The 19,306-nt window shown below is 68.1% G+C and carries 14 protein-coding genes and 1 riboswitch; of the genes, 4 read left to right on the top strand and 10 right to left on the bottom strand.

The window, feature by feature from the left end; genetic code table 11:
- The first annotated feature begins 51 nt into the window (after nt 1–51).
- The 3 genes from JYP50_RS18985 to JYP50_RS18995 all read left to right on the top strand — a co-directional run bounded on the left by JYP50_RS18985 (nt 52) and on the right by JYP50_RS18995 (nt 4,987).
- Nucleotides 52–1,593, top strand: a complete 1,542-nt coding sequence (locus JYP50_RS18985) for a phospholipase D family protein (RefSeq protein ID WP_206562142.1) — start codon at nt 52–54, stop codon at nt 1,591–1,593.
- A 14-nt stretch (nt 1,594–1,607) separates the two neighbouring features.
- A complete protein-coding gene (locus JYP50_RS18990; protein ID WP_206562143.1) occupies nt 1,608–3,128 on the top strand; it encodes an alanine/glycine:cation symporter family protein in 1,521 nt (506 codons plus the stop codon).
- Nucleotides 3,129–3,253: 125 nt separating this feature from the next.
- Nucleotides 3,254–4,987, top strand: coding sequence for an amidohydrolase (locus tag JYP50_RS18995; protein ID WP_206562144.1), 1,734 nt, complete (start codon nt 3,254–3,256; stop codon nt 4,985–4,987).
- A gap of 24 nt (nt 4,988–5,011) precedes the next feature.
- Here the strand turns inward: JYP50_RS18995 and JYP50_RS19000 are convergent, their stop codons facing one another.
- The 10 genes from JYP50_RS19000 to JYP50_RS19045 form a co-directional block, all read right to left on the bottom strand.
- Complete coding sequence (locus tag JYP50_RS19000) at nt 5,012–5,788, bottom strand: SDR family NAD(P)-dependent oxidoreductase (protein WP_241263325.1); 777 nt, start codon at nt 5,786–5,788, stop codon at nt 5,012–5,014.
- Between the two features lie 42 nt (nt 5,789–5,830).
- Nucleotides 5,831–6,922: a ThiF family adenylyltransferase gene (locus JYP50_RS19005; protein ID WP_206562145.1), complete on the bottom strand. Its 1,092-nt coding sequence runs from the start codon at nt 6,920–6,922 to the stop codon at nt 5,831–5,833.
- Entirely contained in the window at nt 6,919–8,373 is a 1,455-nt protein-coding gene (gene thiE / locus JYP50_RS19010; RefSeq protein WP_347136852.1) for a thiamine phosphate synthase, read from the bottom strand. Before thiE ends, JYP50_RS19005 begins: the two co-directional genes overlap by 4 nt.
- Nucleotides 8,370–9,146, bottom strand: coding sequence for a thiazole synthase (locus JYP50_RS19015; RefSeq protein ID WP_206562147.1), 777 nt, complete (start codon nt 9,144–9,146; stop codon nt 8,370–8,372). Before JYP50_RS19015 ends, thiE begins: the two co-directional genes overlap by 4 nt.
- A gap of 2 nt (nt 9,147–9,148) precedes the next feature.
- Nucleotides 9,149–9,355 (bottom strand): sulfur carrier protein ThiS, encoded by a 207-nt coding sequence (thiS, locus tag JYP50_RS19020; RefSeq protein WP_206562148.1) that lies wholly within the window; start codon nt 9,353–9,355, stop codon nt 9,149–9,151.
- Complete coding sequence (locus tag JYP50_RS19025; RefSeq protein WP_206562149.1) at nt 9,352–10,419, bottom strand: FAD-dependent oxidoreductase; 1,068 nt, start codon at nt 10,417–10,419, stop codon at nt 9,352–9,354. The genes thiS and JYP50_RS19025 overlap by 4 nt, the downstream gene beginning before the upstream one ends.
- Before the next feature lie 10 nt (nt 10,420–10,429).
- Nucleotides 10,430–12,193, bottom strand: coding sequence for a phosphomethylpyrimidine synthase ThiC (gene thiC, locus JYP50_RS19030; protein WP_206562150.1), 1,764 nt, complete (start codon nt 12,191–12,193; stop codon nt 10,430–10,432).
- A gap of 103 nt (nt 12,194–12,296) precedes the next feature.
- Nucleotides 12,297–12,397, bottom strand: a riboswitch (TPP riboswitch).
- A 53-nt stretch (nt 12,398–12,450) separates the two neighbouring features.
- A complete protein-coding gene (locus JYP50_RS19035) occupies nt 12,451–12,849 on the bottom strand; it encodes a hypothetical protein (protein WP_206562151.1) in 399 nt (132 codons plus the stop codon).
- 231 nt (nt 12,850–13,080) lie between these two features.
- The gene (locus tag JYP50_RS19040; RefSeq protein WP_206562152.1) at nt 13,081–14,064 is read right to left on the bottom strand and encodes a zinc-dependent alcohol dehydrogenase family protein; all 984 of its coding nucleotides are present in this window, start codon (nt 14,062–14,064) and stop codon (nt 13,081–13,083) included.
- Nucleotides 14,065–14,072: 8 nt separating this feature from the next.
- Entirely contained in the window at nt 14,073–14,282 is a 210-nt protein-coding gene (locus tag JYP50_RS19045; RefSeq protein ID WP_206562153.1) for an acetyltransferase, read from the bottom strand.
- Nucleotides 14,283–14,600: 318 nt separating this feature from the next.
- Here JYP50_RS19045 and JYP50_RS19050 point away from each other — a divergent pair, with 318 nt between their 5' ends.
- Complete coding sequence (locus tag JYP50_RS19050; protein ID WP_206562154.1) at nt 14,601–19,280, top strand: Ig-like domain-containing protein; 4,680 nt, start codon at nt 14,601–14,603, stop codon at nt 19,278–19,280.
- Nucleotides 19,281–19,306: the final 26 nt, after the last annotated feature.

Below are 19,306 nucleotides of genomic sequence, written 5' to 3' on the forward strand. Positions count from 1 at the left end.
AAAGAGGCCGTTCGCATGCCGACAGGGATTCCTGCGTCACCGGGAAGCAGCTTGTTCCGGGCCCTGGCCGCCGCATTACTGTTGTTTGCGGCCTCGGGTTGTGTCGGCGTGCCAGACGCCGGCAGCTTCAGCAAGCCCGATTCCCACGCCCTGACCGATACCGGGGACACCCGCCTGGCGCGAGCGATAAGCGCAGCCCATGGCGACGAGCTGCCGCAATCCGGGTTTGTGCCCCTGGGCGATGGCATGGCCGCCTTTGTCGCGCGCATGGCGCTGATCGCCACCGCCGAGCGCAGCCTCGACGTGCAGTACTACATCTGGCACGGCGACACCAGCGGCATCCTGCTGGTCGACCAATTGCTCAAGGCCGCCGATCGCGGCGTGCGCGTGCGCCTGCTGCTGGACGACCTCGACACCGCGGGCAAGGACGCCTTCCTGGCCCAGCTGGACGCCCACCCGAACGTCGAGGTGCGGCTCTACAATCCCTTCGGTTACCGCGGCGTGCGCGCACTGGGCTTCCTCGGCGATCTGAAACGCCTCAATCACCGCATGCACAACAAGTCGCTGACCGCCGACAACCAGGCGACCATTGTCGGCGGCCGCAATATCGGCAACGAGTATTTCAATGCCGTGGCCCATATCACCTTCGCCGATCTCGACGTGCTGGGTATCGGGCCGGTGGTGGGCAAGGTGTCCGGCATGTTCGACCTGTACTGGAACAGTGACATGGTCGTACCGGTGTCGGGCTTCGTCGGCGAGGGAGATATCACGCGCGAAGGCCTGCGCGCGGCGCGAGCGGGCTTTGATCGGCGGGTGGACGAGCAATTGGCCTCGGACTACGTGCGCGCGGTGCGGGAGTCGCCGGTGCTCAACAAGCTACGCTTTGTGGAACTGCCCGTGTATTGGGGCGACGCCACCCTGATCTACGACGACCCGGAAAAGGTTTACCACCAGAAGATCAGCGAGGATACCCACCTGATACCCAAGCTGGCGCCGCTGTTGAACGACGCCGGGAGGGAAGTGTTGGTGGTCTCGCCCTATTTTGTACCGGGGGACAAAATGGTCGACTTCTTCGCCTCTCTGGTGGCCCGGGGCGTGCGGGTGCGCATTCTCACCAACTCCCTGGCGGCCAATGACGTGGGCCTGGTACACGCCGGCTACATGCGCTACCGCGAGGACCTAATCGGCGCCGGTGTTGAGCTGTATGAATTCAAACCCTCTCCGTCCCAGGTGGTACGCAATAAAAGCTGGACCGGCTCCTCGGCGGCCAGCCTGCACGCCAAGACCATGGGCGCCGACGGCGAACGCCTGTTTGTCGGCTCCTTCAACCTGGACCCGCGATCGGTCGCGCTGAACACTGAAATGGGCGTGTTGATCGACAACCCCACGCTGGCGCGCCAACTGTCGCGGAGTTTTGAACAGGCGGTTGGCGAGCAGGCCTATCAGGTGGTGCTGGAGGGCGGCGAGCTGCGCTGGATCGACACCAACCCAGAAGGCGGGCCCCGGGAGTACGATATCGAGCCTCAGACCACCTGGTGGCAACGCTTCGCCGCGGGCGCGCTGTCCCTGGTCGTACCCGAGCGCCTGCTGTAGGCAGCCCGGCCTCGATGAAGCCGCCGCGCGTACTGTGTCTCTTGCTGTTGATGCTGCCGCTGTCCGCGGTGGCGGGCGTGGACGCCTGGATCGACGACGCCATGGCGCCGGTGACCCGCGCGCTGTCGGCGCTGGTGTTTTTCGAAGTCCCCCTGTTCGGCGCCAGGCTGCCGCTGGTGGTGCTGTGGCTGGTCGCCGCGGCCCTGTTTTTTACCCTGTACTTCGGCTTTCTCAACCTGCGCGGCCTGCCCCATGCCTTGCGCATCGTGCGCGGGGCCTACCACGACCCGGAACACACCGGCGAGGTCACGCACTTCCAGGCCCTGGCCACCGCGGTGTCCGGCACCGTGGGCATCGGCAATATCGGCGGCGTGGCGGTGGCGGTCTCGGTGGGCGGTCCCGGCGCCGCGCTGTGGATGATCGTGGCGGGGTTGCTGGGGATGTCGACCAAGTTTGTCGAGTGCACCCTGGGCACCCTGTACCGGCGCGAGAACCCGGACGGCTCGGTGTCCGGCGGCCCGATGTACTATCTCGAACGCGGCTTCGCCGAAAAGGGCAGGGCGGCGCTCGGCCGCTGGCTCGGCCGTTTCTACGCCCTGGGAATCGTCATCGGCTGCATGGGTATCGGCAACATGTTCCAGGCCAACCAGGCCTACGTGCAGGTGGTGAACGTGACCGGGGGCTTCGGCGGCAGCTGGTTTGGCGACAAGGGCTGGCTGTTCGGCCTGGTGCTGGCGGCGCTGGTCGCGTTGGTCATTATCGGCGGCATACGCAGCATCGCGCGCGTGACCGGCAAGGTGGTGCCCTTCATGGCTCTCTTCTACTGCGCCGGGGCCCTGTTGATCCTGTTCATGAACCGCGAGGCCTTGCCCTTTGCTTTTCACGCCATGGTTGACGGCGCCTTCAATGCCCCGGGGATGGCCGGCGGCGCGCTCGGGGTGATGGTTATCGGCTTCCAGCGCGCGGTGTTCTCCAACGAGGCGGGTATCGGCTCCGCGGCCATTGCCCACTCGGCGGTGCAGACCAACGACCCGGTGACAGAGGGCTATGTGTCGCTGCTGGAGCCCTTCATCGATACCGTGATCATCAGCACCATGACCGCGCTGGTGATCATTACCACCCTCTACTACGTGCCCGGATTCACCGAGGGCATGGGCGGTATCGAGATGACCTCGCGGGCCTTCGAGCGCAACGTGGCCTGGTCGCCGTACTTCATCGCGGTGGCGGGTTTCCTGTTCGCCTTCTCCACCATGATCGCCTGGTCCTATTACGGCCTCAAGGGCTGGACCTACCTGGTGGGCGAGGGGCGCGCGGCGGAAGCGGGTTTCAAGCTGGTGTTCTGCCTGTTCGTGGTTGTCGGTTCCAGCATCCAGCTCGGCTCCATTCTCGATTTCTCCGATGCCCTGGTGTTCCTGATCTGCGTGCCCAATATCATCGGTCTCTACCTGCTGGCCCCGGTGGCCAGGCGGGAGCTGGCCCGGCACGACCGCAAGGCGCGCCGGATCGCGGCGGAACGGGCACCGGGTAGCAGCTGACGGGCCGGCGCGCAAGCGTTGCATATTGGCGTCCAGTGTAGAGACTATTCACTGTTGGAGAACGTCTCACCCGTGGAGAGCCTCGATCGATCCCGGCGAAAATCATAGCAATAAGGAACCCCCCTATGTCCCCAAGCAGATTCACACGGTGCCTGGCGCGCCACCTGAGTACCGCCACTGCCCTGGCGGGCCTTTGCGCGGCGACGGGCGCGATCGCCGCCCCGGACGCCGCCGACCGGGTCTATCGCGGTGGCACGGTCATTACCCTGGACGAGGCCGTGCCCCGGGCCACGGCGGTGGCGATCAGCGGCGACCGGATTGTCGCGGTGGGTAGCGACGCCATGGTCGGTGCCCATATAGGCAGCGACACCGTGGTCACCGACCTGGGCGGCAACACCGTGGTTCCGGGCTTTATCGACAGCCACAGCCACCTGGTATTCCAGGGCATGACGCTGGCGCGCTTTGTCGATCTCAACGCGCCGCCGATCGGGGATGTGCGCAGTATCGACCAGCTGGTCAAGCGGCTGCGGGCCCGCGCCGCCGATACCCCCCAGGGGGAGTGGGTCATTGGATTCGGTTACGACGATACCCTGGTCGCGGAACATCGCCATCCGACCCGCGAGGACCTGGACCGGGTATCCACCGAGCATCCGGTCTGGGTCAATCACGTGTCCGGCCACATGGGCGTGGGTAATAGCCTGGCCCTCACGGCGGGCGGACTCAACGCCGACAGCCCGGACCCCGAGGGCGGAGTGATTCACCGCGACCCCGACACCGGGGAGCCCACCGGCCTGCTGGAAGAGTCCGCCGCCATGGGGCCGGTGTTGATGAAGGCCTTCGCCTCGATCGGGCCCGAGGACCTGCTCGCGGCCGTCGACGCGGCGGTGACCGACTATCTCAGCAAGGGGGTTACCACCGCCCAGGATGGCGCCGCCAGCGCCGAGACCCTGGAGGGCCTGGCCTATGCCCGCAGCCAGGGCTTGTTGCGGACCCGGGTGGTGGCTTACCCGACGATTGATGTGACGCTCAAGCAATTGGAGGGCGAGTACCAGTGGCCCTTCGAGGACGACGGCTTTCTGAAGCTGGGCGCCACCAAGCTGTTCAGCGACGGTTCCATCCAGGGCTATACCGGCTACCTGACGCATCCCTACCACGTGCCGAGGGACACGGCGAAGCCGGATTACCGCGGGTATCCGCAGACCGCGAGGGACAAGCTGGCGGAGCAGGTCATGGCGGTGCATCGCAGCGGCGGGCAGATCGCGGTGCACGGCAACGGCGACGCGGCGATCGACGACATCCTCCACGCCTTTGAGCGGGCCCAGGCCGCGGCGCCCCGCGAGGACGCCCGGCCGGTGCTCATTCACGCGCAGATGGCGCGGGAGGACCAGCTCGACAAGATGGCTGAACTGGGGGTGATTCCCTCCATGTTCAATATGCACACCTATTACTGGGGCGACCGGCACCGGGACATTTTCATCGGTCCCGAGCGCGCCGCGCGCATCAGCCCGGCGCGCTCCGCGGAGCGGCGGGGCATTCCCTTCACCTTCCACGCCGACACCCCGGTGGTGCCCATGGAGCCGCTGCGCATGCTCTGGTCCGGCGTGACCCGCCAGACCTCCGGCGGCGAGGTGCTCGGCCCGGAACAGCGGGTGAGCGCGGAGCGCGCCCTGCGGGCCCTGACCATCGACGTCGCCCGCCAGTACTTCGACGAGGACGACAAGGGTTCGATCGCGGTCGGCAAGCTGGCGGACCTGGTGGTTCTCGACGGCAATCCCCTCACCGTGGCCCCCGATGACATCCTGGCGATCGGGGTCGTGCAGACGCTGGTCGGCGGCGAGGTGGCCTACCAGCGCGACTGAGCGCGGCGCTCAGTCGCGGTACACTCAGTCGCGGTGAACGGAAAAGGCCGAGAAGGCCTGGCGCACCGGCATCAGCTCCAGCTGGTTGACGTTCAGGTGTGCCGGCATGGTGGCCAGCCACCAGCAGGTGTCGGCGATGTCCTCGGGCTGAATCGGTTTGGCCCCGGCGTAGAGCGCGTCGTGGGCCGCCTGGTCGCCGTCGGTGCGCACCAGGGTGAACTCGCTCTCGGACAGGCCCGGGGCCAGGTTGGTGACCCGCACGCCGGTGCCCTGCAGGTCGGCGCGCAGGGCGTAGGAGAACTGCTCCACGAAGGCCTTGGTGCCGCAGTAGACGTTGCCCCCCGGATAGGGCCAGTGGCCGGCCACCGAGCCGATATTGATGATACTGGCCCCGGTGCCGCGCGCGATCAGGCTCGGCAGCAGGGCGTGGGTCACGGTGGACAGGCCCTTGACGTTGGTGTCGATCATGCGGTGCCACTTTTCCAGGTCGCAGTCCTGGGCCGGTTCGGTGCCCAGGGCCAGGCCGGCGTTGTTGATCAGGGTGTGGACGCTGTTGAAGGGGGGGGCCAGGCCGGCGACCGCCGCCCGCACCGCGGCGGTGTCGCGCACATCCAGCTCCAGCGCCAGCACCTGGCAGTGGGGCGCCAGCTCCGCCTGTAGTTCGTTCAGGCGCTCCCGGCGGCGGCCGGTAATCACCAGGTTCCAGCCCTCGCGGCCAAAGCGTCGCGCGCAGGCCCGGCCGAAGCCCGAAGTCGCTCCGGTGATGAAGGCGGTATTGCCCATGGTCAACTCCCAATTCATTTTTGGCGGCCCGCCATCATACCGGGGAAAGCGGCCGATTGCTCAATCGTGGCGCTCCAGGTGGCCCAGAATGCCACCCGCGACACTGATCGCGTGCAGGCCCAGCGCGCGCAGCTCGGCGGCGCCGTCCCGGCTGCGCGCCCCGCTCTGGCAGTACAGCGCCAGCGGTTGCGGCAGCTCGCCGCGCGCGGCCGCCGCCAGCAAGCCGGCCGCGGGAATCGAGGGGTCCCCGAGATTGAACGCGGCGTATTCCTCCGCGGAGCGGATGTCCACCAGGTGCCAGCCCGCGCGGCGCAGCGCCGCCAGGTCGGCGTGGACCTCGCCGTCCTTGACCCCGTCCGCCTGCACCGCAGGAGCGGGCGCGCCGGGGGTGTCCGGCAGGGCCACCTGTTCCGGCGGCAGGCGGCAAACACAGGCGGGGTCGAGCGCTAGCGCCAGTTGCCGGGCAGTGCCTTGCAGCGGTGAATTCAGCGCCAGTTGGTCCCCGCCCTGGTGCAGGCCGGCGAGGTACGCGATGGCCGCGAGGGCCTGGTGGACGCCGGCCAGGCCCGCCACGGGGCCGAGGACACCGCCGGCGCGGCAGTCGCGCACCTGGGCGGGGGGCTGGGGGTAGAGGCATTCGTAGCAGGGGCCGCCGGGGCGAAACAGCGCGCTCTGGCTGTGGAAGCCGTCGACACTGGCGTAGCACCAGGGCCGCTGCCGGCGCAGGCAGAGGCGGTTGATCAGCTGCCTGACCGCGTAGCGGTCGCAGCAATCCAGCACCAGGTCGGCGGCGGCCAGCAGGGGCTCGTGGCGGGCCTCGAGCCAGGTGTCCACGGCCTCCACTTGCACCGCCGGGTTGAGTTCGCGCAGGCGCCCGGCGGCGGCGGCCACTTTCGGTTTGCCGCGGTCGGCGTCGCCAAACAGTACCTGCCGGTGGATGTTCGACAGCTCCACCCGGTCGCCGTCGACCAGGGTGAGCCGGCCCACGCCGGCCGCCGCCAGGTACAGGGCCGCGGGGCAGCCGAGGCCGCCGACACCGACGATGACCACGTGGGCCTCGCGCAGGCGGCGCTGCCCGGCAAGCCCGAATTCCGGCAGCTGCACCTGGCGGGCGTAGCGCTGCCACTCCGCGGCGCTGAATTCGCCGCTCACCGGTAGTGCCGCCGGAATTGCCGCACCAGTGCCCGGGCGGTGTCCTGGGGGTTGTCACTGCCGGTCAACGCGCTGATCATGGCCACGCCATCGGCGCCGGCGGCGGCCACCGCGGCGGCGCGCCGGGTATCGATGCCGCCGATGGCCACCAGCGGCCGCCGCCCGACCAGCTGGCGCCATCGCGCCAGCCCCGCCAAGCCCTGGGGGCGCCAGGGCATGATCTTGCTGGTGGTGGCGTACACCGGGCCGCAGGCGACGTAGGAGGGTTGGTGCGTGAGGGCGCGGGCCAGTTCCCACAGGCAGTGGGTGCTGATGCCCAGCCGCAGGCCGGCCCGCCGCAGCTCGGGCAGGTCGGCGCCGGCCAGGTCCTCCTGGCCCAGGTGTACCCCGTAGGCGCCGTGGTCCAGCGCCAGCCGCCAGTGGTCGTTCACGAACAGGCGGGCGTCGAAGGCCCGGGCGATGCGCACCGCCGTCGCCACTTCCCGCGCCAGCGCGGCTCCCGCCAGGTCCTTGACCCGCAGCTGGATGGTGGTGACGCCACAGGGCAGCAGGCGCTCGAGCCAGGCCGCGCGATCGACAACGGGATAGATGCCCAGCGGGCGCGGGCCGCAGTCGGGAAATGCCTCCTGGCGCCCGGGGGTGGGGGCCTGTTCGCCCCGCTCGCCAAAATCCAGCCGCGGCAGACGCGGCCGGCCCTCCCAGGGCGGCGTGGGCCGCAGCGCGCCCCCCTGTGCCGTCACCGCATAGCCCTGGCGCAGGGCGCGATCGATGCACATCTTCGCCACCACCACGGCGTCCGCGAGACTGTGACCCAGGGCCAGCGCCGCGGCGACCGAGGCGGCCAGGCAGCAGCCGGTGCCGCGCTCGCCGGCGGCCTCGATACGCGGTCCGGACAGGGTAAAAGCCAGGCCGGGCTGCTCGAAGTGGTCGCGGCAGTCCGCGGAGGCGGCGTGACCGCCCTTGTACAGCACGGCCGGCGCGGCCCCCGCGGCGGCATTGCCGCGCAGCGCGCGGATCGGTTCGGCCTCCGCCTCGTTGGGCGTAACCAGGGTGGCGACGGGCAGCAGGGCGGTCAGTATCGCCGTGTGATCGGCGGCAACCAGGTCCTGGCCCAGGCTGTTGCGGGACACCGGATCGAGTACCACCGGCAGTTTGCGACCGCCGACCTGCCGCGCAATCGAGCGCGCCTGGTCGAGGGAAGCCACCAGTCCGATCTTGATCGCCGCGGGTTCGGCGGCCAGGGCGCAGGCCAGCTGGCTGTCGAAGGTCGCGGCGTCGATCACCTGCACGGCGGCACCGCCGCGATGCTGGGCGGTGACGGCGGTGACCACCGGCAGGGGGTGGGCGGCAAAGGCTTCGACGCTGCGCATATCGGTGGCCAGGCCGGTGACCCCGGTGCATTCGCTGCCGCCGATGCAGAGCACCCGCGGTGGCGTCTCGGTATGACTCACGCGTGCCAAAACGGTTTGCCGATATCCGGTGTGCTGGGCCGGGCCTCGCGGGAGGTCGGCATCAGTCCCGCCTCGAAGCCGCGGCGGCCGGCCTCGACCGCGCTTTTGAAGGCCGAGGCCATGGCCACCGGGTCCCCGGCGCGGGCGATGGCGCTGTTGAGCAGCACCGCGTCGCAGCCGAGTTCCATGGCGCGCGCCGCGTGGGAGGGCGCGCCGATCCCCGCGTCGACGATCAGCGTGATATCCGGGTAGCGCCGTCGCAGTTCCGCCAGGCGCGCGGCGTTGTCGATGCCCAGTCCGGAACCGATCGGGGCGCCCCAGGGCATCAGGATGCGGCAGCCGGCGCCGAGCAGGCGATCGCAGAGCACCAGGTCGTCGGTGCAGTAGGGGAACACTTCGAAGCCCTGGCCCAGCAACTCCCGGGCCGCCTCCAGCAGGCCGAAGGGGTCGGGTTGCAGGGTGCTGTCGTCGCCGATGACCTCCAGTTTGATCCAGTGGGTGTCGAACAGTTCGCGCGCCATCTGCGCGGTCACGATGGCCTCTTCTGCGCTGTGGCAACCCGCGGTGTTGGGCAGCACCGCGAGCCGGTCCTGGTTGAGCGCCCGCCAAAAGGCGTTGCCGCTGCCGCCACCCGCGGTCTGTCGCCGCAGGGACACCGTTACCACCTCGGTGCCGCTGGCGGCGATGGCGTCGCGCATCACTTCGAGGCTGGGGTACTGGGCGGAGCCCACCAGCAGGCGACTGTGGAACGTGCGCCGGGCGAGTTCAAACATTCTCAACCTCCCTGCATGGGCGTGACCAGTTCGACCTCGTCGCCCTCGCTCAGGTGAACGTCGCCGTGCTCGCTGCGCGGGATGAAACGCTGGTTGAGCGCCACCGCGACTGCCGGCTCTTCCGGGGAATGCCAGCGGACCAGTTGCCGTAGCGTTGTTGCGTCGGCGACCGATGTGCGGCTGCCGTTCAGGGTGATGTGGATGCTCATGGCGTGTCGCTTTCCTCGCGGGTCGTGGTGAGTTCCAGTTGGCGCAGGGCCTCGCGGGCCAGTAGCGGCGCCAGCAGGATGCCGTGGCGATACAGCCCGTTGATGTACCAGGCGCCGCCGGGGTGGCGCCCGATGCGCGGGTGGTTGTCGGGTAGCGCGGGGCGGCAATGGGCGCGGGTCGCCACGATGCGGGCCTCGGCGAAACCCGGGTGCACGGAGTAGGCCGCGCTCAGCAGTTCGAGTGCCGAGCGGACGCTGATCGGCCCGGTGTCGTCCGATTCGATCTGGGTGGCGCCGATGACAAAGTGCTGCCGCGGGCGGGGCACGATGTACAGGGCGTAACGCGGGTGCATCAACCTGACCAGCGCCGGCAAGTCGACCGCCGGCGCCCGCACCTCGACCAGTTCGCCGCGCACGCCGCGCAGTGTCGTTAGTTGTTCCCGCGCCCCAAGTCCCCGGCAATCGACGGTCGCGTCCGCGTAGACGGTGCCGTGGTCGGTGTCGATGTGCCGCGCGCCCAGCGCGAGCACCGTGGTATCGCCGCGCCAGTCGCAATCCGCGCGGCGCAGGTCCCGTTCGAGGCGCTCGAGTACCCGCCTGGGGGGAATGCTGGCTTCCTCGGGAAAATACAGCGCGCCGCCAAAACGCGACAGCGGCGCCAGTTCCGCGGCCAGGGCACTGGCCGACAGGCTGCGATAGGACTGGCCCTCGCGCAGCTCCAGCCGGGCGAGACGGCGCTGGAAATGCAGCAGCTGCTCGCGGTCCTGGGGGTGCGCGACAACCCAGCAGCCGCCGCGATTGAACTCGTGCGCGAGGCCGAGTGCGTCGGCAAAGGCGGGCCACAGCGCCAGCGACGCCCGGCCCATGGCGAGCAGCTCCGGCGACACGTCCACCTCGGTGTTCGGTGTCAGCATGCCGGCGGCGGTCCAGGAGGCGCCATTACCGCCGGGGTCGGAACCCCGGCCGGCGGTTTCGAGTAGCGTCACCCGGTGACCCTGGTTCAGGGACCACCAGGCGAGCGTGCGGCCCATGATGCCGGCGCCGGCAATGGCGATGTGGGACACGGCGCGGCGCTCAATCCACCGGGTGGACGTAGATCTCGGCGCCGTTCTGGCGGAACTCCCGGGACTTTTCCCGCATGCCGTCCTGGCGGGCCTGTTCGGTGGCGGAGTAGTCGCGCACGTCCTGGGAGATTTTCATCGAGCAGAACTTGGGCCCGCACATGGAGCAGAAATGCGCCACCTTGGCGGAATCCTTGGGCAGGGTTTCGTCGTGGTAGGCGCGGGCGGTTTCCGGGTCCAGCGACAGGTTGAACTGGTCCTCCCAGCGGAAGTCGAAGCGGGCCTGGGACAGCAGGTCGTCGCGGTAGCGCGCCCCGGGGTGCCCCTTGGCCACGTCCGCCGCGTGGGCCGCGATCTTGTAGGCGATGATGCCGTCCTTCACGTCCTGGCGATTGGGCAGGCCCAGGTGCTCCTTGGGCGTGACGTAGCACAGCATGGCGCAGCCGTACCAGCCGATCATCGCCGCGCCGATGCCGGAGGTGATGTGGTCGTAGCCGGGCGCGATATCGGTGGTCAGCGGGCCCAGTGTATAGAAGGGGGCCTCGTCGCAGCAGGCCAGCTGCCGTGTCATGTTTTCCTCGATCAGGTGCATCGGCACATGCCCGGGGCCCTCGATCATTACCTGGACATCGTGCTTCCAGGCGATCCTGGTCAGCTCGCCCAGGGTCTCCAGCTCGGCGAACTGGGCCGCGTCGTTGGCGTCGGCGATGGACCCGGGGCGCAGGCCGTCGCCGAGGGAGAAACTGACGTCATAGCGCTTGAGGATCTCGCAGATGTCCTCGAAATGGGTGTAGAGGAAGTTCTCCCGGTGGTGGGCGATGCACCACTTGGCCATGATGGAGCCGCCGCGGGATACGATCCCCGTCACCCGGTCGACGGTGAGCGGCACATGGGCCAGGCGCAGGCCGGCGTGTATGGTGAAGTAATCCACGCCCTGTTCGGCCTGTTCGACGAGGGTGTCCCGAAACACCTCCCAGCTCAGGTCCTCGGCAATGCCGTCCACTTTCTCCAGCGCCTGGTACAGGGGCACCGTGCCGATCGGCACCGGGGAATTGCGGATAATCGCGTCGCGGGTGGCGTGGATGTGCTTGCCGGTGGACAGGTCCATCACCGTATCCGCGCCCCAGCGGGTGGCCCACACCAGTTTTTCGGTCTCTTCCTCGATACTCGATCCCAGGGCCGAGTTGCCGATGTTGGCGTTGATCTTGACCAGGAAGTTGCGGCCGATAATCATCGGCTCCAGTTCGGGGTGATTGATATTGGCGGGGATGATCGCCCGGCCCCGGGCGACTTCCTCGCGCACGAATTCCGCGGTGATCGCCGGCAGCGCCGCGTCCGCGAGCTGTTCGCGCGCCTGGTTCTCGCGCAGTGCGATGTACTCCATTTCGGCGGTGACCACGCCCTTGCGCGCGTAGTGCAACTGGCTGACGTTGCGCCCGGGCAGGGCGCGTCGCGGGCGCCGCTGCAGGGAGGCGCGCAACCGGTCGGCGGGCGGTTTGGCGGGGGCTTCGCCGAACGCGCTGTCGCCGCGATCGTCCAGCCATTGTCGACGCGCGTCCGTCGGCAGCCCGCGGCTGACGTCGATGTCGGCCGCGGTATCGGTGTAGGGGCCGGAGGTGTCGTAGAGCGTGACAGCGCGCCCGTCGCTCAGTGCGACCTCGCGCACGGGAACCCGGATGTCGGCGCGCTCACTGTGCGCGAGATAGACTTTGCGGCTGGCGGGCAGGGGGTTTCGGCTGATTGCCGGGGTGTCGCTGGAAGCGCTGGTGCTTGTCATATTTCACCTTACGTTGTGTGTTGTCGATCAACGTAAGGGAAGCGAGATGCAAACAACCCGATCGGACGGGCACACCCACCTGCGGCGGGCACGACGGGTCTGGATGTTTACTATCACTCTTCCCTACGCCGGTACTAACCGGATCAGGTTCACGGGTCCGCTTGCGCGATCTCAGCTGCCTTGGCAGCACCCCGAGAGTTACAGTGGCGAGGAGTATAGACAGTTGCCGGCGCGGGAATCAAGCCCCGCGGCGCGGCTCAACGCAGGCCGGTGACCAGCGTTTTTGCGTTCGGGTCGGGCAGTGACAGCGCACCCGACTCGAGCAATTCGCAGATGACGGCGCCCACGATTTTGCGTTGGGTGTGATTGCGCAGCGCCGTCGGGTTTTGCATTTTGCATTCGCCCCGGTTGACCGCGAGTTTCACTGAGGTGGAGCGCTCCTCGAGAATGAGGCTCCACAAGTTGGCGTTTTCCTCGCTGAGCCAGCTGCGCGCCGAGGTGTTGTCGCCCTGGAATATCGGGCTGGTAAGGCGGATGAAGGCCGTGTTGCGTTGCGTCAGGTTATCCACCAGCCAGCGAGCGCAAGCCTCGCAGTCCGGGTGATCGAAGGGGAGGGGGGCGTCTTCGCCCAATTGCCAATCAAAGCTGGGTTCCATGGTTCAGTGCTGCGCCGGTGGTTCGTCGGGCGGTCCGCCCATCGCGCGGCGGCCATCGAGCGGATACTAGCGGCAAGCGCGCATGTGCTCCAGTGTTTGCACAGGGGCCGTGTGAATTTATTTAACGCCCGGCAAAACCCCGGTAAAAACAGCACAAAATGCACAGTTGTCGCTAAGGTTTCGCGCGCCACGGCCGATACCGGTGGCGCAGTTGCGCCCTCTGTCGGCGGCTCAGGGCAGCAGCACCGCGGCGCCGTTGAGCGCGCCCCGGCGCAGGTCCGCCAGGGCCCGGTTGGCCTCCGCCAGGGGGTAGGTGCGGGTGTGCGTGGCGACACGCGCCTGGCGGGCCAGCGGGAAAAATTCCCGGGCGTCTTCCCGGGTCAGGTTGGCCACCGATACCAGCTCGCGCTCCTGCCACAGCAGCGCGTAGGGAAAGGCCGGAATATCGCTCATGTGGATGCCGCCGCAGACCACGCGGCCGCCCTTGCGCACTGCGCGCAGGGCCGCCGGCACCAGGCTGCCAACGGGCGCGAAGATAATGGCCGCGTCCAGCGCCCGGGGCGGCGGCTCGTCGGCCCCGCCCGCCCAGCTCGCGCCGAGGTCGCGGGCGAAGCGCTGCGCCGCCGTGTCCCCCGGGCGCGAGAACGCGTAGACCTCGCGCCCCTGCCAGGCGCAGACCTGGGCCAGGATATGGGCCGCCGCGCCGAAGCCGTACAGGCCCAGGCGGGCGGCATCGCCGGCCTTCTTCAGGCAGCGCCAGCCGATCAGGCCGGCGCAGAGCAGGGGGGCGGTGGCCACCGGATCGGCGTGATCCTCGAGCGCGAAGGCATAGCGGGCATCGGCAATGGTGTGGCTGGCAAAGCCGCCGTCGCGGGTATAGCCGGTGAACAGGGGAGCGTCGCAGAGGTTCTCGCGGCCCTGCAGGCAGTAGTCGCAGCGGCCGCAGGTATGGCCCAGCCAGGGAACGCCCACCAGTTGCCCCGGGCGCAGGTCGCGCACGCCGGCACCCAGCGCGTCCACCTTGCCCACGATCTCGTGCCCGGGCACCACCGGGTGGCCGGGGAAGGGCAGGTCGCCGTCCACCACGTGCAAGTCGGTGCGGCACACGGCGCAGGCCGCCACCGCGACCCGGACTTCACCCTCTCCGGGCGCGGGGTCGGGGCGCTCCTCCATGGCCAGGGGCTCGCCCGGCGCCGCGAGGACCATGGCGCGCATGGCCCGGCTCAGCGCTCCCGGTAGTCGGGGTCGGTCCAGCAGCGGGGCAGGGGCTCGCCGGAGAGAAACACCAGGTCGCTCTTGGCGATGGGTTCCGGGTCCTGCTCCTCCTCGCCGACCTGGTCGCGGGCCAGGATCTTGTCGTGGAAAATGCTGAAAAGCTGCTCTGGGTCCACCACCGCCACAATGTGGCCAGAGGATCGCTGCCGCAAAAACATCGACGTCTCCCTTTGGGTGTTGTTGGAACATCGCCGTGGGTTGGCTTGTAGTTTGCGTCGCCAGTTGATTCCAATTGAGTATAGTCCAGGGCTGTCTCCCCGGCGGCTCCAGGGAGCTTGTCAGCTTCCTTTACACCATCGCCGGACGGCCCCTGGCGGATGCGTTGTCCCTCTCGTTAACCCCCTGTATTTACTAGAGTATTGGAATGTTGGATTGCAGATTGCAGGAGTCGAGGTTTTGGCAATAGTCGGGCCCGCCGTCGGCGGCGTTCGACAGGTGTTTCGGGGTGAAGGTAGGTGAGGGTAATGGCCAGGTGGGTGAAGGCAGTTTTGCGGGGTCTGTTGGTGCTGGCGCTGCCGCCGGTGCTGCTGGCGGATGTTCATGACCGGACTGCGGCGGCACCGCAAACAGACAGCTTTGTCGTCGACCTCGAGGCGCTGGGCGAGCTGGACGCGAAGGGGTTTCACGCCGCCACGGCCTATCGCCAGCACGGCGCCAGCGCCTACCTGAGCGACGGGGCCGGCGCCGCCGAATTGAAGTTCAACACCCGGCTGTCCAGTCAGGGTTACTACCGGATCCATGCCTGGTGGCCGCAAGTCGCGGCCCCGGCGGCGGGAGAGCTCCGCTACCGTATCAGCCACGACGGTGGCGACACCGTTGTCGTGCGATCCCAACAAGGCAGCGCGGGACAGTGGAACCTGCTGGGCGAGTTCGCCCTGTTTTCGCGTGATTCGGTGCGCATCCGGGTACAGGCGGAGGTCGGTTCCGCGGTGGCTGTGGATGCCTTCCGCTTTGAGTATGTCGGTACCGCGGCCAGCGCGCCGCAAGTGACCACCACCGCCCTGGCGATTGGCCGTGTGGGAGAGCAGTACCGGGAATCGCTCCTGGCCCGTGGTGGGGCGGGGGACTACACCTGGCAGCTGCTTGCACCGTTGCCCGCGGGCCTGGCCTTGGATGCCAACACCGGGGAGATCAGTGGCACGCCCCGGGAATCCGGGGTGTTCCAACTAATGCTCTATCTGCGCGACAGGGACGGCGCCACGGCGTCGGCCGAGCTGGAGTTGCGCGTCGAGGCGGCAACCGACGGCGATCCGGCGCTTTCCCGCCCGGTCCCGCGGTCCCTGGCGAGGGCCGCGTCCACCACTGCCAACGCGGTGTCGGAGTCATTGCTCGATGTCGTCGCCGCGATGCCGGAAGGCAGCTGGAGAAAGCTCAATGAAAACCTGTTTTCGGATGTTTGGTCGCCGGCGGCACTGAGGCCGCTCAACAAGCGCAGCAACCCCAGGCCGGAGAAAATCATCGTTGCCTGGAGCAGCTTCGCCTGGGATTTCCTGGGCGGCAGGCTGTTCCTCTACGGGGGTGGCCACGCGAATTACAGCGGCAACGATGTCTACTTCTGGCGCGCCGCGACCCGGCGCTGGGAGCGGGCCTCCCTGCCCAGTGAAATCGTGCAGGACGACTTTGGCAACTGGCGCGCAATCGATGGTGTGTTCAATGCGCCCAGTTCGGCGCATACCTACGACAACAGCGTTTTCCTGCCGGTTTCCGGCCAGTTTCTCACCTATGGAGGGGCCGCCTACAACAATGGCGGCGCCTTCATGTACCAGCCGGACGCCAATACCGAGCGGCCCACGGGGCCCTATGTGTTTGACCCCGCGAAGGCGGACGGCGACAAGGTGGGCGGCACGACGGGCTCGCATGTCCAGCGCAACGGCCCCTACCCGGAAATTGGCGGCGGGGAGATGTGGTCCAACCGGGATATCTACGGCAACATCGCGGGCAATCCGCCGCTGCCGACCAACTTTGTCCAGGGCACGACCGCGACAACCATAGAGGCGGGCAGGGACGTGGTGTATGTCATGGCCCGTTCCGGTGGCACGGCGCGCCAGCTGTATAAACACACGATCCACGATATCAACGATCCATCGCGGGACACCTGGGAGCAGGTGGGGCGGTATTTCAATGGCTTCAACCAGCAGGGCGGTGGCGCGTACAGCGGTGTACTCAACGCCTATGTCGCCACGGCCGGTACCCAGTTCCTCTACTGGGATCTGAGCACGCCGGGGGAGCAAAACAACAACCAGTTATTCGTGCCCGAGGATGCGTCGGGGGAGTTCGAGTCCTCGCAGTTGTATGGCTTTGACTATTATCCCGGGGGAAACGCCTTTTATCTGTGGGGAGGTTACGGCGAGGTATGGCGCCTGGAGCCGCCTCCGGTGTTGTCCAGCTCGGGCTGGGCGATTTTCCGCGAAACCAGCGGCGGGGTGCCCGAGCCCCAGAAGGGGCCGGGCACCGGCATTCTTGGCAAGTGGGAGTTTGCCCCGGACCTCAACGCCTTTCTCGCGCTGGAGGATGCGCAGGAAGGCAACATCTGGCTCTACAAGCCCCAGGGCTGGGTTGAGCCGTCGCTCGAGCAGAACCTGCCGCCGCAAGTGGTCATTCTGGGGCCCGCCCCGGGAACGCAGTTCAGCGCGGGAGATACTGTTGTTATCGAGGCGGACGCCACGGACCAGGACGGCAGCATCGAGCGCGTGCTGTTCTACAGCGGCGCCCTGCAGATCGGCCAGGACGCGAGCCCGCCCTATAGCCTGGCCTGGGAAAACGTGCCGGCCGGCGAGCACGAGCTGTCCGCGCGGGCGGTCGATGACGCCGGCGCGACGGGGGTCAGTCCCCCGGTATCCATTACCGCCGTTGCCAGCGGTAACCAGCCGCCCGCGGTGGCGATTACAGCCCCGCCCGATGGCGACGTGGTGCCGGAGGGGCAGGCGCTGACGATCACGGTCGATGCCAGCGACCCCGATGGCAGCGTGACATCGGTGGAGATTTACGCGAACGATGAACTGCTCGCGGCACTTGGCGCGCCGCCGTATTCCGTGGAATGGCTGGGCGCGGAGCCGGGGGTGCACATGCTGACCGCGGTGGCCGGGGACAACGAGGGCGGCAGCAGCGTTTCCCTGCCGGTGCAGGTTACGGTCGAGGCAGTGAACCTGCCGCCGGATGTCGTGCTGACCGCGCCGGTCAACGGCGCCAGCTTCGACGAAGGGGATTCCGTGTCGCTGCAGGCGGAGGCGTCGGACAGCGACGGGAACGTGGCGCGGGTGGTGTTTTTCGTCAACGGTGTCGAACTCGCCGGGGACAGCGAGGCGCCCTACGGCGCCGACTGGGTCGATGTGCGGGCCGGGAGCTACAGCTTGCAGGCACGGGCGGAGGACGACGAAGGCGCGCTGTCGTGGTCGGCCCCGGTTGCCGTTCAGGTCAACAGTGCCGATGGCTCGGTGGAAGTCACCCTGCAGGACGGCGTCGGCGGCTACGCGGGTACCCGCGACACCTATTTGTCGCGATTCTACAGTTCCTCCACCCTGGGAGGGCGGGACCGGCTGCAGGAGGACGAGGGCACTTACGCCGTGCTCCTGGGTTTCGCGATTTTTCACTCGGAAGGTGGCCCGGTACCGGACGGGGCCGCGATCCAGTCGGCCTCGCTGTCACTCTACAAGTATTCATCCTACGACCACGATTACCAGTGGCACCGGCTGCTGCTGCCGTGGAGCGAGGAGGGCGCCAGCTGGAGCGAGCGCCTGCCGGGGCTTCCCTGGGCCGATGCCGGCGCCGCCGCGCCGGGACAGGATTACCAGGTGGTCGCCGATGGCGGTGGCGGTGTCGGCTGGTCGTCGGGCTGGCTGTCGATTGACGTCACTCCGGGGGTGCGGGCCATGAGCCAGGGCGAAGCGAACCACGGTTGGCGCCTGCTGCCGGTGGGCGGCAACGGCAACCGCAAGCGCTTCCATAGCCGTGAAACCAGTGAATCGCCGGCCCTGAGACCCCGCCTGGTGGTGCGCTACGCCGCCGACGGCGTGAATCTGCCCCCCGCGGTGACGCTGTCGGAGCCCGTGGATGGCGCGGTCTACAACGAAATGGACGATATCCCGCTGACCGCGCTGGCCAGCGACCCGGACGGCAGCGTGGCGAGGGTGGTTTTCTACAGTGGCGGAGTCGTACTCGGCGAGGCGCTCGCGCCGCCCTATGCCATGCTGTGGCGGGACGCGCCCGCGGGTACCCACAACCTGCGCGCCGAAGTGATCGACGATGGCGGCGCCAGCACGATGTCCGAGACGGTGACGGTCACGGTTCAAAGCACCAACCTCGCCCCCGAGGTCTCCCTGACGGCGCCGGCCGATGGCGCGAATTACATCGCCGGCGACACCGTGAGCCTGCAGGCGACGGCGGCCGATGCCGATGGCAGCGTGACCCGGGTGGTGTTCTATCAGGATGAAGAGGTGCTGGCCGAGGATACCAGCGCCCCCTATGCCTATGACTGGACCGGCGTGCCCCCCGGCAGTTACACCCTCAGTGCCCGTGCAGAGGACGATGACGGCGCGCAGTCCGTCTCGGCCGCGGTTTCGATCACGGTCCAGACGGACGGTAGCATGGTGGAGCTTGTCCTTCAGGACGGGGTGTCCGGCTACGCCGGTACGCGCGACACCTACCTCTCGCGCTGGCACCGCGGTAGCAGTCTCGGCGGGCAGGCACGCTTGCAGGAAGACGAAGGCAGCTACGCCATGCTGATGCAATTCGCCATATTCCAGTCGGAGGGCGGGCCGGTACCGGATGGCGTAACGATCGAGTCCGCGACGCTGTCGCTGTACAAGTACACGGCCTATGACCATGTCTACCAGGCACACCCGCTGCTCGCTCCCTGGAGCGAAGAGGAAACCACCTGGGACGAGCGCCTGCCCGGATCGCCCTGGGCGGCCAGCGGCGCCGCGGCGAACGGCGACGACTACGCCAGTGATCCCGATGGCAGTGGCGGCGTCGGTTGGTCGCCGGGGTGGTTGTCGATCGACGTGACAGCGGGTGTTCAGGCGATCAGCCAGGGGGCGTCGAACCACGGCTGGCGCCTGGTACCCGTTGCCGGCAATGGCAATCGTAAGCGCTATTACAGTCGCGAAACCTTCGAGGACACCACTCTCAGGCCGAAACTGCACATCATGTATCGCTAGTCGTCCGGCCCGGGTCCGGCATCGCC

Origin of the sequence: Parahaliea mediterranea (genome assembly GCF_017255185.1) — a bacterium.
Lineage (GTDB): Bacteria > Pseudomonadota > Gammaproteobacteria > Pseudomonadales > Halieaceae > JAFKCZ01.

What these genes read in the sequence shown, in the direction of transcription:
- JYP50_RS19040 (WP_206562152.1), bottom strand. Translation starts at nt 14,064, where the DNA reads ATGCGCGCCATGGTCCTCGCGGCGCCGGGCGAGCCCCTGGCCATGGAG.
- JYP50_RS19035 (WP_206562151.1), bottom strand. Translation starts at nt 12,849, where the DNA reads ATGGAACCCAGCTTTGATTGGCAATTGGGCGAAGACGCCCCCCTCCCC.
- thiS (WP_206562148.1), bottom strand. Translation starts at nt 9,355, where the DNA reads ATGAGCATCCACATCACCCTGAACGGCAGCCGCACATCGGTCGCCGAC.
- JYP50_RS19045 (WP_206562153.1), bottom strand. Translation starts at nt 14,282, where the DNA reads ATGTTTTTGCGGCAGCGATCCTCTGGCCACATTGTGGCGGTGGTGGAC.
- JYP50_RS19015 (WP_206562147.1), bottom strand. Translation starts at nt 9,146, where the DNA reads ATGTTTGAACTCGCCCGGCGCACGTTCCACAGTCGCCTGCTGGTGGGC.
- thiC (WP_206562150.1), bottom strand. Translation starts at nt 12,193, where the DNA reads ATGACAAGCACCAGCGCTTCCAGCGACACCCCGGCAATCAGCCGAAAC.
- JYP50_RS18990 (WP_206562143.1), top strand. Translation starts at nt 1,608, where the DNA reads ATGAAGCCGCCGCGCGTACTGTGTCTCTTGCTGTTGATGCTGCCGCTG.
- JYP50_RS19000 (WP_241263325.1), bottom strand. Translation starts at nt 5,788, where the DNA reads ATGAATTGGGAGTTGACCATGGGCAATACCGCCTTCATCACCGGAGCG.
- JYP50_RS18995 (WP_206562144.1), top strand. Translation starts at nt 3,254, where the DNA reads ATGTCCCCAAGCAGATTCACACGGTGCCTGGCGCGCCACCTGAGTACC.